The following is a 15,349-nucleotide window of genomic DNA, read 5'->3' as shown; positions in this document are numbered from 1 at the left end:
GAGTATGGAACGCTTCAATATAAAAAGAGTCGGCTTAAAAAACCTAGGAATATTCTTATTCCTTATAGGGACTCTAACGATTTCTTGTTCCGGTTCCAAAAAGGGCTCGGGCGGTATGTTTGCGGCTCTCTTATCTTCGTTCGGTATCGTTACCGATCAGGGAGGAAATCTTCCGCAAGGAGTCAGCGGTAGCGTGTATTCGCCCTTGGATACTCCCGCTTCTTTACCCGCAAATTTCGGAGCCAGCGGACCGAGCGCAATTTTATTCGTGAGTTCTTTCCAAGGCGTAAATCGTTATAAAAGTCTGGAAATTCGGTTTTCAAAATCCATGAGCCAGGCATCCGTTCAATCCGACTTTTCGTTGGTGGATTCGCTTAACAATCCTTTACCCGGTCCGGGTAAAGGAGGAATTTTTCATTGGGCTTCGGGAACCAGGCTGATCTTCGATCCGTATAGAGAATTGGCCCCTAACACGACTTATACGTTTACTTTAACCGTAAATTCCCTTACTTCCGGCGGACTGGCGCTGATTCCATACCAAGTTCAATTTACGACAGAACCGGATTATTTTATCAATACGGCGGCTACTGTCGGGGCTTACTCTAATGTTTCGTTAGGCTGGGGAAATACGAGCGGAAAAGATATTACATTTACGACGAATACTCATCTTTATGTGACCAGCAATTTCGCGAATCCCATCAGCGGTGCTAATCCGATCCAGTCGATCACTCTAAACCATATGGGTTCGACGGACCAATACACGATATGTACCGGCACTTGCTCGATGTCCAGTCCTGTTGCGTCCAATTTGGACCTGATTGCGGATGCCAGATTGAGTTCTACTCCCGGTTTATACGCATTTATAGGCGGGAATTCCTACTACTACCAAATCACCACGGTTACCGGAGAGGTATTCAACAGGTATTTCTCCTTCAATTACGGTCCGGTGAACTCGAATCCGTACGGATTGCTTACCGGAGTCTCGACTACGGTTATGGATCAGACGCAGACGATGGCTCTCTTCGGTCAAATTCTGCAGAAGTTCGCGCATGCCGATTTCAAGGTTGCCAACCAAAGCTTTAACGATTTTGCTTCGACTCCTTCCACGAATAGTGCGTCGAATTTATCCTCTCGATGCATTAATTATTACCAGGGTTCGATAACCTATATTCGCAATTACGGCGATAATTCCGGACAATACGGGGACGGTTATTGCGGCGGAAATCCGAACGGCGGAGCGTTTAACGTAGTCGCGAGCGTTCTCGGTCTTGGAAATTTACCGATGTATTTGGATGTCTTCATCCCGGGAATTAGCATACCTCCCACTGCGCCGGATGGATCCAGCAATATTACGGATTCCTTTTATGTTTTAGGTAATGGATCGATCGGTATCGATATTTACGGAGAGTATTCCGTCATCGACTTGGCTGTAATCGGGCTGACTCACGATTGTACCGTTTTGGCTTGCTTAATCGGAAACGGACAGGATTTCTATTTTACCACTAATTCGACCGTAAACGGAAGCGGTCCTTATACGCCGAGACTTGCGAGGGCAAAGGCAACGACTTGGTTCGATTCGAGCGGAAATATCAACGTTCAAATCAATCGATATACGAGCTCGAATAAATCCCCCAACGGACTCTATCCTTTCGATCCGAACGATCCGATTACGGGTAACTTTTACGTCTCTCCTTGGTGGCAGAATTTGAATACCGCGTCCATGAGTCTGCAGGATTCTACGAGCGGTCTCGGATCTTTCCTCGGGCCGATCACGAACATGATCGCTACGAACGCTGTTCCCCAGGTAACACCTGCGATCACTCAATCGCTTTTATTGGATATCGTGGAGCGCGTGTCGGTTAACGCTTTGAACGCGGTTCTTCAATCTTTGAACAATCCGGGATTGGAATTGGATCTTCCCAATTATCTTCCGGCACCTTTGGCGAATTTCCCCTTAATTCTTTCGTTGCAGGTTTCTTCGGATGCGGCGGTACAACAATCGGGTTCCAATAGGGGAATCGTGGCTTCGGCGAACATTGCCTTAGTAGCAAAACCGAGCAGTCGATTGCTTTCTTCCAATCCGAATTATCACGGCCAATACGCCGCGACTGGATTTGTAAGTACGGCACCCACCGGAGCGGCGGGAGTTACCGCGATTCAGAACGCGAAGACGTATCTTTTTTCCCAGAGTAATGCAACTCCGGGATTACTGTTGGGTTTGAGTGCGGATACTGTGACTCAAGCGGCTTATAGTCTCTGGCAGAACGGGGCATTTAACTTAGCCTTGAACGCTGCGTTTATCAACCAAATTCAAACCTATGCAGGAAACGGTGCCTTGTTTCAATTAACGAAAACGTTATTACAGGCATCCGCTATCATTAATATTCTGGCTCCGGGCTTTCCCAGTTTGACGGGATTGAATCCTTCCAATCCGACTCAGACGATCACCGTAAATGGTACCGACGGAGTGGAAATCGATCTTTGGGCGATCCATGCGCCGAACGGCAGTCTTAAGCAAGTGCCTTCCGGATCCGCGATCCCTCAGCTTGAAGTGAACTTTACGGATCTTGAATTAAGAATTTACGGAGTTCCTGCAAGCGGACCTAAATATTTGATCAACACTGCAAGAGCAAGCTTTAAGGCTCTCGGAACCATCAAGTTTACACCCTTTATTCAGCCGTCCGGCGTTACGGGTTACAGCAATCTGAATGCTCTCAGCTTGATTATCGATCCTGCCAGTATGTCTTACACTCTAGATATCTTGGAAGGAACTCAATATAATCCGTTCGGAATCGATCCTCAGGGAGTTCTGACGGTGGTTAGCCCGTTGATTCCGTCTTTGATTATTCCTCTTGTGAATAATATCTTGGGTCAGATTCCTCTTCCTTCAAAGGCCAGCTTGGCTACGTTGACAAATCCTTCGAATGCTTCCCAGGTTTGTAATCTCAATACCACCACGGATAAGATTAAGCTTTTAACTCAGCCGATTCCGAGTACGCAGACCTATCCGTTCCTGTTTGCCGGCTTGCAATTTCAAGGAGCATACGCCACTAATCCGGGAAATACCATCAGCTGTCCTTAATAAACGAAATCGGGCGGGAAGCCGCCCGATTTTATAAAAAGATTATAAAAAGCTTAAGAACCTGTACTACTTCGGGCCAGAAGACCCCTAATATTTCGCGTCTTCGTTACTTCGAGGCTCCGTAGGTTTCGTCCATTGGGACCGTTTCCTCATGAGTCCAACCTTGGGGCGTGTGGCAGGAAAGGCAGTTTTTGAGCGATATATTCTTTTTCATTAATTCTTTGAACGGCGGAAATGCCTTGAATTTCACGATGATCCCTTCGTAAGAAGTTCTCTTGGGTTCTCCACCCTCTCCCGGATAATATCCTCCGTTTCCTTTTTCCTGGAGTCTTCCCTCCTCTTTTTCGCCGTTTCCGGTCAACGCGACTTTTCCTTCGCAAGTACAGAATCCCGAATCTTTGGTTTTCGCCTCGTAGAAAGCGGAGAATGAAGTTCCTCTAACCCCGGCAGTGTTAGTAGGAGTCGAGACTTCGAATTTCTTTCCGTTCAACTTTACGACATGAAACCATGCGAATCCGTTTTGAACTTCGAGCCTCCCGTCCTTTATATCGTTATGAAGTTTGGTCAGTTTTAATCTTGAATTCGGAAGGATGCGAAATTCGGAGCCTCGATATAATAAGGTGGCCTTCGATGCATTGCCTGTCGAAAGAATATCCCCCTCGTTAAGTGCGTCTCCTAATTTTAGTCGAGTCCAAGGACCGCTTCCGGACTTTTGAACTTGCACCTTACCGACGAGAAACGACGCTCTCGCATCCTTATCGCTTGTTCCTTGACTCAGAACGACTAAAGCTCCAAACGTCAACCCGAACGATATCGCTAAAAAGATTTTCCGTTTCATGTTCCATTATTCTCCCTTAAAATTCCACGGTTGTCCAAAACGCCCACTCCTTACCTAGTTGTCCGTATGATGCGATCGGATTTCCGGTATTCGTAGAGAATTGCCCTAGGTAATCCCCCGAGGTTCGGATTGTTCCCGTTTGATCCACATATGTTTTTTCGCGTCCTCCGTTTGCATCTCTGTTTCTCGACTCCGAGTATCCGAAGGATAACTTGATCGTATCCGCGACGATCCATTCGATGAATACCGAACCTTTTCGATACGATGCATGGGAGGAATATCCTGACGAGCTTCGGACAGGGCTGCCTGGAACTTGAGACCAGCCTACGGATTCGGGAACTCCGGGAAGTATCTCCGTGATCTTTGCACGATCGGCGGCTAAAACCCCGTCATGTCCGGAGCCGCCTTCCATCCTTCCTATGATACGGACGGATTCCCAGCCGAGGGCTAACCATGCGTAGGCGGCCGTGCCGGTCGAATCGACTCCTGGTGAAAGCGGCGGGGCAAGCGGTTTGGCTCTGTCTACGATTGCTCCGCCGTATTGTTTTCGCCAAACCCAACCGAGTCCGAAATTGATTAATTTTCTCTTATCAAAATCCGTTTCTACCGCGTAAGAAGTACTTTGCAGAGCACGGATATCCTTTTGCAGAATAGTGGCGGGATTATTATCGGTCGGCAAACAGGTTGTGCCTTTTTTACAATCGGTCCCCGCAGCACCCGCAAAATTAGCCTGTCTCGCAAAGAAATGAATTCCGAACCGGGTATTTTCGTCGACCTGGCGTTCATAAGATATTCTTGATGCAACGTCGATTGCGGAGGAGTCCGTATTTTGGCTCTGTCTATATCCTTCCCCATTCGAGAAGATTATCTGTGCCGAAACGGAATCCCATTTTCCGTTCGCTCCGACTCCGATATCGGCAGGAGCCGGTGCAAATCCTAAACTCTCCAGTGGTCCTTTATCCACGTATCGCCATTGCCAATAGTTCTTCCATTGGGTATATGTGTGAGGGAGTTCCTGCATTCCGAAAGTAAGGGAATAAGTCCCCAGATTCGTTTCCCAGGTTTTTCTTATAAGTGCATGCCGGATTCCGAGAGTATAGGGATTCGATTTCGTTCCGCCGTCGACTTTGGTATCCGCCGAAAACTGACTGGCTCGAAGAAGCTCTCCCCATAGCTCTAATCCGATTCCGGTTTCCTTCCATTCCTTATTAATCATCAATAAGGTCCAGGGAGTGGAAAAGCCGGTTTCGTCGTTCGGATATGCGTTGGAAATTCCGGAGGCTTTATCTCTGAGTCGTTGCCCGTATGATCCCGAAACGACACCGTTTACTTTTAGGCCGTAAAATCCGTCCGGTTCGTCTTTTTTGGTTGTTACGATTTCTTCGGCGCTCATCATGAATGGGATCGAGAAGGAGACGGCGATAAGAGTTAGCTTTGTAATATTTCGAATTTTCAAGGAAAGCCCCCTGAGATTTCCCTACACTCTAAGGAGAGAGAAATTATTTCCTGCTAACGTAATCGAAATTTCCTTCTGCTGTCTACTAGACTTTCTAGAAAACCGCCTAGTCTACTTGATTTCCCGTTAAAAATCCATTTTCGGAATAAACGCTACTTTCGACGGAATGATGGACAAAAAAGCGAATCGACTAGGGGAAAGATTCGTTAAGATATTGAGCAATGGGGAAGGGAATGGATTTCAGAATACGAGTCTTCAAAGTTGTGTTCTGGTTTACGATCAATACCGTCCTAGGAACGATGAACTCGCTGTTAGTCGCTCACAACTCTCCATCCCCTTTTTGGAAAGTATTTTTGGCGACCCAAGTTACCACTCATTCGGTTTGTTCCATCGTGGAATTTGCCGTGGAATTCATTAACGGTAAAAAATGGGGACCTTTTAGCACCGGAGCTTTCCTAGTAATCGCTTCCGGTGTTGCCGCAGTATTCGGCGTTGCGGCGGGGGGGATACTCCATGTCATTTTACTTGCAGGGGACGGCCTGGAAAGGCCGCATGGAGGTTCCTATAATATTCTTTTAGGAAGTTTAATCTTAGCGATATTCATCTCGTTTCTCGAAAAATCCATGCAGCTGCTGATAGAGAAAAAGAAGAAGACCGAATCCGAATTAAAGGATATTCAATATCGAACCCTGCAGAATCGCATGGATCCTCATTATCTGTTTAATACGTTGAATACGGTTCATGCCCTTCTTGTTACCGATCCTAAAAAGGCGGACGAGGCCCTGATTATCCTGGCGGACACGTATCGTTTTTTATCCGATAGAATTTACGATCGCTTGATTCCTTTCGAAGAAGAATGGAAATTTACGGTTAATTACCTGGAATTGCAGCGCATCCGGTTTTCGGATTCTCTCATGGTCCAAACTAGGTTAACCGGCGATTTTTCCAGACTCCGCATTCCCCCGTTGACCCTACAGCCGCTCGTAGAAAACAGCTTTAAACACGGACTGGAATCCTTATCGGAACCGGGCAGGCTGGAATTATTCGCGGAGACAGCCGACGGGCGAGTGCGAATAACGATCGTTGATAATGGAACGGTAAAGCCGGTGGTAACCGGAGTTCCGATAGAGAGGAAAAAATCCGAATTTTCTAGAACTTTGGAAAATATTCGATCCAGGTTAGAATATAATTTCGGAAAAGCGGAACTGAATTTGGAAAAAAGATCGGGAAAGAATACTCTATTATTGGAATACGAGGCTCAATGATGGGCGAACTTTATAAAGTTCTTGTCGTCGAAGATGAAGTCCCTGCGAGAGATTTACTTAGAAATTATTTGCAGCATTGGAAAAATTGCGAAGTTTCCGGAATCGCGCGGACGGGAGTTCAGGCCGTCGACCTGCTTTCCAGGGGCGAGTTCGACCTCGTCTTTCTGGATATTAACCTTCCGGAAAAAACCGGGCTTCAGGTTTTGGAGGAGTCGGGCCCTTCGATGCCGGTCCTGATCTTTACTACCGCGTATCGAGAGCATACTTTAAAGGCTTTTGAAGTCGGGGCCTGCGATTATCTTTTAAAGCCCTATTCAAAAGAGAGATTCGACGTTTGTATGACTAGGGCTATCGAGCAATTAAGATTACGGGCGATTTCAAAGCAAAGACCCGAAGGGCAACTTGATCCGGTATTGGTCTTTAGGGAGAAGGGTTTGAGTCACAGAGTGCTTTCGTCCGACGTTTTTTATTTAACGGCAAACGGCAAACATTCGATACTACATACGAAAAACGGGGATTTCGAAACCCCTCGATTATTGGGAGATTTCGAAAAACAACTTTCTAAAGACGATTTCCTTAGAATCCATAGGAAGTATATCGTGAATAAGACCTTTATCGCCGCTACAAAATCTCAGCCGGGGGGATCATATTCACTTTTTCTAAAAAACGAAGACGAAACGAACCTCCCCGTCGGGCGCGAATTCGTGGAAAGAATCAAACAGTTGTTTAAGAAATAATCGCATCGATCAGAGTTTGTTATTTTAGAACTTTATCCGATTACTTTCACCAAGGAATTTCCTTCTTATCGCGCAGGAATTTTCCTCGCGGGCCGTCGTCTGCTAAGAGCGCCGCCCAGACGATCGTTTCCGCACCCTGTTCAATGGATCGGGTTGCGCCTGCTCCTCCCATATCGGTTCGTACCCAACCCGGACAAATCGAGTTTATCTTAATATTCCCGCTTCCGGCTTCGGAATCCAGAATCTTAGTAAGAGCATTCAATCCCGCCTTCGAGATTCGATAGGCAGCGTAGCCGGGTCCCATATCGGACAATTGCCCCAATCCGGAACTTACATTAACGATTCGACCGAATTTATTCTTCTTCATAACAGGAAGAATTTCCTTCGCTAATAAGTAAGGTCCGATAAGATTCGTTTCTAAGGTCTTATTTAAGTTTTGGAGGGAAGAGGTCTCGATGTTTCCGCTATCCAAATAAATTCCGGCATTATTCACTAATATATCGATTTTAGAATGTTTCTTTAATACTTCTTTCAGAAATTTCTGGATCGAGTTTGGATCGGCCACATCCAACTCCCAAGCTTCACCAGAACCGCCTTTCTCTTCAATTTCCTGAACCGTCTTTGACGAGTCGAATATTTTTCGGGAGCAACAAAGTACGAAAACGCCGGATGCCGCCAGCTCCTTCGATACTTGCTTTCCGAGACCTCTGCTCGCTCCAGTCACAATTGCGATTTGATCGATCATATGGTTTTCCTCGCTTGAAGATTACATTAATAGAATGCATTAGATAAGAAACAATTATTTCGGCTGAATTTATAGCCTTTTCGAATCCACCGACGCTTAACCTGCCCCATAAACGTATGTTTGTTGGTGGCCTCGTCCTCTTGCTTGCGAACTCTATAAAAAAAATCAAAAGCGGGGCCCATTTCCGTTTTGTCAATAAATTAATGCTAGAAACCGCTTCAAGGTATAAAACATCATAACCCTTTTTGTCTAGGGAGAATATGCCGAAAAATTTATTTTAGACGATCGTTTTGTTAATTCATATAATAAAAATTTTTATCGGTAAAAAATTATTAAAACTTTAGTAATGCGGATTTGCTACACTGCGTCATATTATTTTAAATTACCGATTCGACTTTGTTAAAACAAACTTCCGCAATTAGAACACTCAAAGTTCTAAACAATGCTGGTGCGAAACGGGATTTTACCTAACTTAAGAAAAGATTGTTGTTCGGAGGTCAATTTACATGAAGAAGTTAATGTTGATATTGAGTGTTTGGGTTCTTTGGTTGTATGCTACAAGAGGCTATTCGACTATAGGAAGTTTCGGTTCACTCGAAGAATGTCAAGCTGCGACCAAGGCGGATGTCGCAGGCGTTCTCAAATGGAGAACCGAATGCAAGGAAGCAAAATAAGATAGGTCGAAAAATTTCTTGAGAGGCGCTAAACGTTTCAAGAATTGGCGCCGACTAAGATTCGGCTTCGTTAAAAAGACCGCTAAGTGATTGCCCGAACGAATTCCGCTTTGGGCCGTTTCTTAGCTGAAATTTTCTCGCATAAGGGATTGATCGGTTTTCTCCGCGTTCGTATCTTCCGATGATCGCGGATTCGAACCGAATTGTTCTAAGTTTAGGAACTTTAGACGGTCCCCTAGAAATCCGGCTTCGCCGGATTACAACTTTACTTTTCCTGCATTTGTTTCGAAGTTTCTAAGTAGTATCGGACTTAGAATTTAAGAAATTTTTGGACCTAATTTGTCCGAGAACCAATTCGGCACCTTATCCGGATCAAAAATCTTGACATGTTTCCCGTTAGTAATCTCCGAAAATAAATAAGCTAATTCTTCGGTCGAATCGAACAAATAGGCCCGATCCGATAACGTTACCGCTTCCCTTAAATTATTTAAACTGGCCGCGTATCTATCTCGAATTTTAGATTCAGGAACACCATGCCCATTTTGTTCCACTCGGTTCTGGACCCTATTAATATTAATTTCCGGATCTTTCGTGCAGAAATATACAAATAAATTGTATACCCCTTTGATTTTGCTAATTCAATTAGATCAATCTTTCGATGGTAACTCATAACCGTTTCAAAAGAGTAAGAAATCTTATTTTCCATCATCTTCGATCTAAAAAATTCCGCAAGGTCGGCAGCTACATATGAATCTATCGGCTGGCTCGGATTAATTTCTAAAAAATTGTCAGAACATTGGAACGATTTCCATAAATCCGGCTTATTACTTTTGATCGGAGAAAATTGCGATTTTTTAAAGTAGTTTTGGATTTCTTTTGTTGAGGCGATGATTCTATATTGTAAAAGCTCTATCTTATGGTTCTTCCTTAAAGAAGCTTCGATATCATCTGCATTGATATACACGCCTAATTTTATATTATTTCCAAGTGTTGGAAAATTTTGTATGAATGTAGTTTTTCCTGACCCGTTCGGACCGGCGAAGATACCGGAGCCGAATTTTTTCCATCTTTAGGAAAGGTCGTATTGGCGGGGGAAATTGGATTTTCTGGGGGGAAGCTCCCTTAGAAATATTTCTTTTCCGGACGGTAGTTTCCGAAATAAAGAATCGCCTCTCCGAATCAGCACATCCTGATTATGTTCTCTGGCTTTTGCCTTGGCATTTACTGAAGCGAGTATGATGGCTCCCAGCAACGCCCCCAAAGCGAGCTCAGTTCCATTCACTTTGCGCTCTTTTAGAAGAGCGGTTAATCCTGTCCCCAAGATCCCTCCCGCTATGACATTTTCTAAAATTTTGTCATCTTCTCGGCTCATACCCTGAGTTTCCTATTTTTGATCCAATTGTCAAGAGATTACACTTTAATTTTGGAATTGATAATCAGAGGTAAAATTTTATGGAATTGAAAAAACGTTCAGGACGATACCAGTACGTCTCTCGGTTTCATTATTTTCTCCCAATCGATTTCAGGATAATTATTGAGAAATTTATTATCCAGCTTGGCAATAGATTTCACATTTTCTCCAATTGCTTGAAGTCTCATTGCTATAGAATCCAGAATCGTTAATCCGTTCTCGGAATTTATAAGATCATCAGGAAATTTTATTTTATGAAATCCGGTTTCAACAAGGGAAAGAGATTCCAGAATGAATTCAAATCTTTCTTTAATTTCTTCAGACATTGTAAGGTCTTTTTGAATTCTGCTTAAAAATGAAGATTTAATTTGGGCTCTTTCTAATTAAATCCACATTTTTTTCAAAGACGTTCTCTAGTAAGATTTGCAACCCGACTACCGAGTCGAAATCAGGGTTTTTCATCCCGACCAAAATATCAACGTCGCTGTTTGAAGTGATTTGATCTTTTGCAAAAGAACCAAAAATACCGATTTGTAGAACGCCAAACTCTTCCTCCAATTTAGGTTTAATTTCAGGGAGTTTCCGAAGTAGCTCCTGTTTGGTTTCTATCTTCCTATATAAAATATTTTAATTATGGAAGAAAAAGTCGATACTTGGAATATCATCTCAAGCCGTCTAAATAAGGTAATTTTTCTCTTTCGCATACTTTCGGTACAATTTTGCTAAATGGAGATTAACGATAGAGCTAGGTCGAAGTTCCGCATATCAGAATGACTTTGGCGCCAGCCTGCCTTTGCGCGGCAAATTACGAAGCGGAATTTAGCAAAGGACGAGCGAAGTTCGCGAAGCGCGAATTGGAGCCGCGTAGCTTATCGATCTTCCAGCCTGATATATCGATACTTTTAGCTAATTTCTTTATAAAGACTTTTAAATTCTTCAAAGACTGGCTTTGCCTTACCACCTTCAGAATCACACCACCTTTTAATTTCCTTTAAATCAAAAGGCTGCCTCTTACCTACTATAAGGGCTTGCTCCAGACATTCGCGCGCATTAAAGTAAATGTAGGAAGCCAAACGGTCTTTTATACAATCAGTTGGAGAAAGTATTTTGATAGTTTTACCTGAAACTTCTTTCGTAGAAGGAACGATTTGATAATCTTCACCTATCGATAAAGGTGGTGAGGCATATTCTACGAATAAATGGTTGCATTCCGGATGGACAAAATGCCTGGTAACCTTTTTAAAACCAAGATTCTTCATTACTATTTGGATTGTTTCCCAAATGGAAGAGTTATAGCTCGTATAAACAATATCTATATCACCGGATTTATAAATCCCATTTGAATATATTGAGACTACTGCTCCACCTACTAATACCGAATCAATGTCTTTTGCCGATAAGTGCCAAGCTACATATTCCCATAATTCATTTTCAGTTACTGTCGACCAATTAGGATTTTGCATAAACTGGCTTATCCCTGCGTCTTGGTCTACGTCTAGTCGAAAAAAGTTTCTCTTTCTCTGATAAAGGCATGGTGTTATATACTATACCTAATATTTCCTTAATAGGTTTAAGGAATACGGACTTGGAGTTAAATAAATATACTCTAGCTTTTCCTATTGCCTTTGACGTAAGTATGCCGGATTCTTCAAATCTAATGAGTTGGTTCTTAATTGGTGTAACGGCAACATCGTAATCTTTTGCAATGGCAGCAGCATGAATTTCCGAATAATGGAATATATGCAGCAAGACCCTTCCCGCAGTTTTGTTACCAAAAACTCCTTCCAATATGTCCATGAGGGAAGTCTCGCAGAAAGATTACGACCAATCAACTATTTTTTAGTTCATATAAGCTAATATTTAGTCTATTGTATTTCCCGTTTAAAGTGTTCACACTCGAAAACGATTCAAGCTGAAATGTCCGCCTAATTTACTCTAGACGAAAGCGGTCCATAGGAAATTGCTGAGTCAACTCCCGTACGCCACCTTTTACTTTTTCAATCGTCTTATGATCGTTCGGATTTTCCAAGAAGTCGCTTATCAAGTGTCCGACTTTTTCGATACCGGCAGGTTTAAACCCTCGTGTGGTGAGGGCAGGCGTTCCGAGTCGAATTCCTGAGGCGACAGCCGGCGGATTCTTATCGAATGGAATCGCATTCTTATTTACCGTTACGCCGATCTCGTCCAATCCGTCCGCTGCCTGGGCTCCGGTAAGACCTTTCACGGAAACATCCAGCAAAACCAAATGGTTGTCTGTTCCGCCGCTAACGACTCTAAAGCCGCGTTTCATGAAAACTTCGGCGAGAACTTTCGCATTGGCGAGAACGGTTTCGATATACGTTTTATATTCGGGCGATAACGCTTCTCCAAAAGAAACGGCCTTTGCCGCTATCACGTGCATAAGCGGTCCTCCCTGGATTCCCGGAAACACTCTAGAGTTTAGAATTTTTTCATTCTCGGCATTCGAGAGAATCAGGCCACCTCTCGGACCCCTCAAAGTTTTATGAGTCGTACTCGTCACGTAGTCGAAGATGCCGATCGGAGAGGGGTGATAGCCGGTCGTCACTAATCCGGAAATATGCGCGATATCCGCCATCAATTTAGCGCCGACACTTTTTGCGATCTCTCCGAATTTAGCGAAATCGATCTTACGAGAGTAAGCGGACGCTCCGGCGACGATCAGTTTCGGTCTATGTTCTTTTGCCAACGATGCGATCGAATCGTAATCGATCGTCTCCGTTTTTGGGTCCACTCCATATGGAATCGGCTTATAATATCGACCGCTGATGTTCACGGGCGATCCGTGAGTTAAATGTCCTCCGTGGGCCAGGTTCATTCCCAGAAAAGAATCACCCGGTTCTAGTGCCGCTAGAAAGACGGCCATATTCGCCTGCGCGCCGGAATGAGGCTGGACGTTTGCATATTCGGCACCGAATAGCTTTTTGGCTCGATCGATGGCAATGGACTCGATGGCGTCGGCGTTTACGCAACCGTTGTAATATCTTTTTCCGGGATAACCTTCCGCGTATTTGTTCGTAAGAGTGGAGGTGTATGCTTCTAGGACAGCCCGGGATACGAAGTTCTCCGAAGCGATCATTTCCAGGTTATCTTCCTGGCGTTTATCTTCCGCCTGGATGGCTTTAAAGATTTCAGGGTCCTGTTGTGGAAGGTATTTCATCGGTTCCTCGGTGATATTTCTTTGCGCGCCGATCTTAACGTTCGCCGGTGATGAACTCCAACGAGACGTACTTTTCTTGAAATAGCTTATTAGCTTCAAGAACCACGCTTTTACGAAAGGATCGGCTTATCCTAGTACCCATATTTTTTACCCCCAGATAATCCGCAAATAAAAGGGTGAGGTCCCGCTTGAATTTTGCCTCGGAGAAATGTTTAGGAAGGGAAGTCACGAATTCTTTGTGCTCTCTGCCGCTTCGATATTCGGGTTCCTCGGGAGGATGCGGAAGTAAATCGGAAACGAGCCGGATCAACCTGGAATCTAAAATCAGCGTGCCGTGCTGGACGATGCAATCTTTCTTTCTGAATTGAGCGTTCCCCGAGATCTTCTTCCAAGAGGAATCGCTTTCTTCCAACGCAAGATCCGATTTTCCCATCGATTTACTTTCAATTCCTTGCAGAGATAATGCCTGCGATGCGATTCCTAGAAGGATCTTATAGGAATTCCCCACGGGAAAGAGTTCCGGCCTCTCTTTGATGGAGGCGAACATACTAAAATTCAAATTCCAGCCGGGTTCGTGTACGACCGTGCCTCCACCGCTCGCTCGCCTCGCTAGATATAAGTTCGAATCTTTGTTCGGCTTTTTGGGTAAACCGCGGGTCGACGCGAATCTAAGAAAAGATTCCACCAAATCTTTTCCGACGGTGACACGTGGATCTTCGGATAACCCGATTATGACGGAACGAGGACTTTCCCAAAATCGGATTCCACCTCCATAGCCCTCCGCTACGAGTCGTAACGCCAAGGCTTCTTCCAATGCGAGATTATAATACGGGGTACGGAGAGACCGTTGGTCCAGGAGAAAGGTTTGCATTTGCGGAATAGAACCAGGTTAGAAGTAAAAAGTCAAAATAGCAAGCATTGCATTTCTTTCCATCGGATGCCCGACTATAAACAAGAATCGAATTTCTATCCGGATAATCTTCTATTCGTGCTTTTTTGATTCGTTCTTCAGTAGAACTATGCGCAATCTTCCGGAGAGCGAGAATGTAAGACCGTCGAACTTTTTCGTTTCGGTTAAAATTCCGACGGCAAAAGCGGAATTTACGGATTATTCCTTGGAATCGTAATATTTCGTGGAAGCTTCCTTCAGGAATTTCTTTTCCTTTCTACTTAAAGAATGCATTCCGTCTCTGGAAATTTTTTCCAGAAGGCGGTCCACTTCGTCCTTCGCTTTTTCCCGACTGTGCATTTCCTCCTGCCAGCGCTTCATTTTTCTTTTTTGAAACCAGCGAGAAAGAGAAAAGGAAGGTAAGCTAAATCCCAATTTATATTTTAATTTATTATTATAAAAGAAATACAAGGCTCCGAAAAGAGCGCCTCCGGCATGAGCCGTAACTGCGACGCCGCTGGACGAAGAGGTGAACCCGATTAAGAGCAGTAGGATCAGGACGAAATATTTGGCCTTAATCGGAAAGATGGCGAAGTAGTACAATTCTCTGTTAGGCCAGATCAATGCGAAAGCGATTAGGAGTCCGTACAAGCCTCCCGAAGCTCCGACGATCGTTCCTTGCGGAAAACCTAAAAGATGAGCGAATAAAGGAAGGATTCCGCCTCCAATGCAGGAAACCAAATAGAACTTTAGAAAATTCTTACTTCCCCAATATGCTTCCAACGTCGAGCCGAACATCCAGAGTGAAAGCATGTTAAAAAGAATATGAAAGATAGAATTCGGGTCATGAAGAAAGGCGTAGGTTAGGACCTGCCAGGCGAAAAATTTATGAAGTACGAAGTCGGGCACCAACCCGAATATTCCCAAAAAAAGACCTAGAGTTTGCGGAGAGGCTAATTTCAGTATGAACTCTAAAACGAAAACTCCCAGGTTCAAAAAAAGAAGCCTACGAACTACAGGAGTAACTTCAATACCGAATCCGCCGGAGTAGTATGCCATACCCCTCCTAGTTTT

The 15,349-nt window shown here is 44.2% G+C and carries 16 protein-coding genes; 4 read left to right on the top strand and 12 right to left on the bottom strand.

Annotated elements, in window-relative coordinates; genetic code table 11:
- Nucleotides 1–4 precede the first annotated feature (4 nt).
- Nucleotides 5–3,082, top strand: coding sequence for an Ig-like domain-containing domain (locus tag LEP1GSC047_RS12325; RefSeq protein WP_020988774.1), 3,078 nt, complete (start codon nucleotides 5–7; stop codon nucleotides 3,080–3,082).
- A 106-nt stretch (nucleotides 3,083–3,188) separates the two neighbouring features.
- Here LEP1GSC047_RS12325 and LEP1GSC047_RS12320 read toward each other — a convergent pair whose 3' ends face one another.
- Entirely contained in the window at nucleotides 3,189–3,920 is a 732-nt protein-coding gene (locus LEP1GSC047_RS12320) for a FecR family protein (RefSeq protein WP_010413918.1), read from the bottom strand.
- Between the two features lie 16 nt (nucleotides 3,921–3,936).
- Nucleotides 3,937–5,376, bottom strand: a complete 1,440-nt coding sequence (locus LEP1GSC047_RS12315) for a hypothetical protein (RefSeq protein ID WP_010413917.1) — start codon at nucleotides 5,374–5,376, stop codon at nucleotides 3,937–3,939.
- 221 nt (nucleotides 5,377–5,597) lie between these two features.
- On the opposite strand from LEP1GSC047_RS12315, the gene LEP1GSC047_RS12310 reads away from it, so the two are divergent.
- Nucleotides 5,598–6,641, top strand: a complete 1,044-nt coding sequence (locus LEP1GSC047_RS12310; protein WP_010413915.1) for a sensor histidine kinase — start codon at nucleotides 5,598–5,600, stop codon at nucleotides 6,639–6,641.
- The gene (locus LEP1GSC047_RS12305; protein WP_010413913.1) at nucleotides 6,638–7,378 is read left to right on the top strand and encodes a LytR/AlgR family response regulator transcription factor; all 741 of its coding nucleotides are present in this window, start codon (nucleotides 6,638–6,640) and stop codon (nucleotides 7,376–7,378) included. The genes LEP1GSC047_RS12310 and LEP1GSC047_RS12305 overlap by 4 nt, the downstream gene beginning before the upstream one ends.
- Before the next feature lie 46 nt (nucleotides 7,379–7,424).
- Here LEP1GSC047_RS12305 and LEP1GSC047_RS12300 read toward each other — a convergent pair whose 3' ends face one another.
- Nucleotides 7,425–8,123 (bottom strand): SDR family oxidoreductase, encoded by a 699-nt coding sequence (locus LEP1GSC047_RS12300; RefSeq protein ID WP_010413911.1) that lies wholly within the window; start codon nucleotides 8,121–8,123, stop codon nucleotides 7,425–7,427.
- A 506-nt stretch (nucleotides 8,124–8,629) separates the two neighbouring features.
- On the opposite strand from LEP1GSC047_RS12300, the gene LEP1GSC047_RS21895 reads away from it, so the two are divergent.
- A complete protein-coding gene (locus LEP1GSC047_RS21895) occupies nucleotides 8,630–8,797 on the top strand; it encodes a hypothetical protein (protein WP_020988653.1) in 168 nt (55 codons plus the stop codon).
- 317 nt (nucleotides 8,798–9,114) lie between these two features.
- Here LEP1GSC047_RS21895 and LEP1GSC047_RS22160 read toward each other — a convergent pair whose 3' ends face one another.
- The 9 genes from LEP1GSC047_RS22160 to LEP1GSC047_RS12255 form a co-directional block, all read right to left on the bottom strand.
- Nucleotides 9,115–9,348 (bottom strand): hypothetical protein, encoded by a 234-nt coding sequence (locus LEP1GSC047_RS22160; protein WP_238325571.1) that lies wholly within the window; start codon nucleotides 9,346–9,348, stop codon nucleotides 9,115–9,117.
- 518 nt (nucleotides 9,349–9,866) lie between these two features.
- Nucleotides 9,867–10,169, bottom strand: a complete 303-nt coding sequence (locus LEP1GSC047_RS12290; RefSeq protein ID WP_010413907.1) for a hypothetical protein — start codon at nucleotides 10,167–10,169, stop codon at nucleotides 9,867–9,869.
- Nucleotides 10,170–10,267: 98 nt separating this feature from the next.
- On the bottom strand, nucleotides 10,268–10,534 hold the full coding sequence (locus tag LEP1GSC047_RS12285; protein ID WP_010413906.1) for a HepT-like ribonuclease domain-containing protein: 267 nt from the start codon (nucleotides 10,532–10,534) through the stop codon (nucleotides 10,268–10,270).
- 37 nt (nucleotides 10,535–10,571) lie between these two features.
- On the bottom strand, nucleotides 10,572–10,766 hold the full coding sequence (locus LEP1GSC047_RS12280; protein WP_010413904.1) for a nucleotidyltransferase family protein: 195 nt from the start codon (nucleotides 10,764–10,766) through the stop codon (nucleotides 10,572–10,574).
- 344 nt (nucleotides 10,767–11,110) lie between these two features.
- Nucleotides 11,111–11,671 carry a hypothetical protein gene (locus LEP1GSC047_RS12275; protein ID WP_010413901.1) on the bottom strand — a complete coding sequence of 187 codons (561 nt, stop codon included), beginning with the start codon at nucleotides 11,669–11,671 and terminating at the stop codon, nucleotides 11,111–11,113.
- Complete coding sequence (locus LEP1GSC047_RS12270) at nucleotides 11,658–12,005, bottom strand: hypothetical protein (RefSeq protein WP_010413899.1); 348 nt, start codon at nucleotides 12,003–12,005, stop codon at nucleotides 11,658–11,660. Before LEP1GSC047_RS12270 ends, LEP1GSC047_RS12275 begins: the two co-directional genes overlap by 14 nt.
- Before the next feature lie 133 nt (nucleotides 12,006–12,138).
- Nucleotides 12,139–13,386 (bottom strand): serine hydroxymethyltransferase, encoded by a 1,248-nt coding sequence (gene glyA / locus LEP1GSC047_RS12265; RefSeq protein WP_010413898.1) that lies wholly within the window; start codon nucleotides 13,384–13,386, stop codon nucleotides 12,139–12,141.
- Between the two features lie 34 nt (nucleotides 13,387–13,420).
- The gene (locus tag LEP1GSC047_RS12260) at nucleotides 13,421–14,257 is read right to left on the bottom strand and encodes a lipoate--protein ligase family protein (RefSeq protein WP_010413896.1); all 837 of its coding nucleotides are present in this window, start codon (nucleotides 14,255–14,257) and stop codon (nucleotides 13,421–13,423) included.
- 237 nt (nucleotides 14,258–14,494) lie between these two features.
- Nucleotides 14,495–15,334, bottom strand: coding sequence for a rhomboid family intramembrane serine protease (locus LEP1GSC047_RS12255; RefSeq protein WP_010413894.1), 840 nt, complete (start codon nucleotides 15,332–15,334; stop codon nucleotides 14,495–14,497).
- Nucleotides 15,335–15,349 lie beyond the last annotated feature (15 nt).

It is taken from the genome of Leptospira inadai serovar Lyme str. 10 (assembly GCF_000243675.2).
Taxonomy (GTDB): Bacteria; Spirochaetota; Leptospiria; order Leptospirales; family Leptospiraceae; genus Leptospira_B; species Leptospira_B inadai.
Note: the sequence above shows the minus strand (reverse complement) of the source record. Positions and strands in the feature narration are given on the sequence as shown.

Excerpts from the sequence above, each read along its gene's own strand:
- LEP1GSC047_RS12325 (WP_020988774.1), top strand. The coding sequence starts at position 5 with ATGGAACGCTTCAATATAAAAAGAGTCGGCTTAAAAAACCTAGGAATA.
- LEP1GSC047_RS12320 (WP_010413918.1), bottom strand. The coding sequence starts at position 3,920 with ATGAAACGGAAAATCTTTTTAGCGATATCGTTCGGGTTGACGTTTGGA.
- LEP1GSC047_RS12310 (WP_010413915.1), top strand. The coding sequence starts at position 5,598 with ATGGGGAAGGGAATGGATTTCAGAATACGAGTCTTCAAAGTTGTGTTC.
- LEP1GSC047_RS12305 (WP_010413913.1), top strand. The coding sequence starts at position 6,638 with ATGATGGGCGAACTTTATAAAGTTCTTGTCGTCGAAGATGAAGTCCCT.
- LEP1GSC047_RS12300 (WP_010413911.1), bottom strand. The coding sequence starts at position 8,123 with ATGATCGATCAAATCGCAATTGTGACTGGAGCGAGCAGAGGTCTCGGA.
- LEP1GSC047_RS21895 (WP_020988653.1), top strand. The coding sequence starts at position 8,630 with ATGAAGAAGTTAATGTTGATATTGAGTGTTTGGGTTCTTTGGTTGTAT.
- LEP1GSC047_RS12290 (WP_010413907.1), bottom strand. The coding sequence starts at position 10,169 with ATGAGCCGAGAAGATGACAAAATTTTAGAAAATGTCATAGCGGGAGGG.
- LEP1GSC047_RS12285 (WP_010413906.1), bottom strand. The coding sequence starts at position 10,534 with ATGTCTGAAGAAATTAAAGAAAGATTTGAATTCATTCTGGAATCTCTT.
- LEP1GSC047_RS12275 (WP_010413901.1), bottom strand. The coding sequence starts at position 11,671 with ATGCAAAATCCTAATTGGTCGACAGTAACTGAAAATGAATTATGGGAA.
- LEP1GSC047_RS12270 (WP_010413899.1), bottom strand. The coding sequence starts at position 12,005 with ATGGACATATTGGAAGGAGTTTTTGGTAACAAAACTGCGGGAAGGGTC.
- glyA (WP_010413898.1), bottom strand. The coding sequence starts at position 13,386 with ATGAAATACCTTCCACAACAGGACCCTGAAATCTTTAAAGCCATCCAG.
- LEP1GSC047_RS12260 (WP_010413896.1), bottom strand. The coding sequence starts at position 14,257 with ATGCAAACCTTTCTCCTGGACCAACGGTCTCTCCGTACCCCGTATTAT.
- LEP1GSC047_RS12255 (WP_010413894.1), bottom strand. The coding sequence starts at position 15,334 with ATGGCATACTACTCCGGCGGATTCGGTATTGAAGTTACTCCTGTAGTT.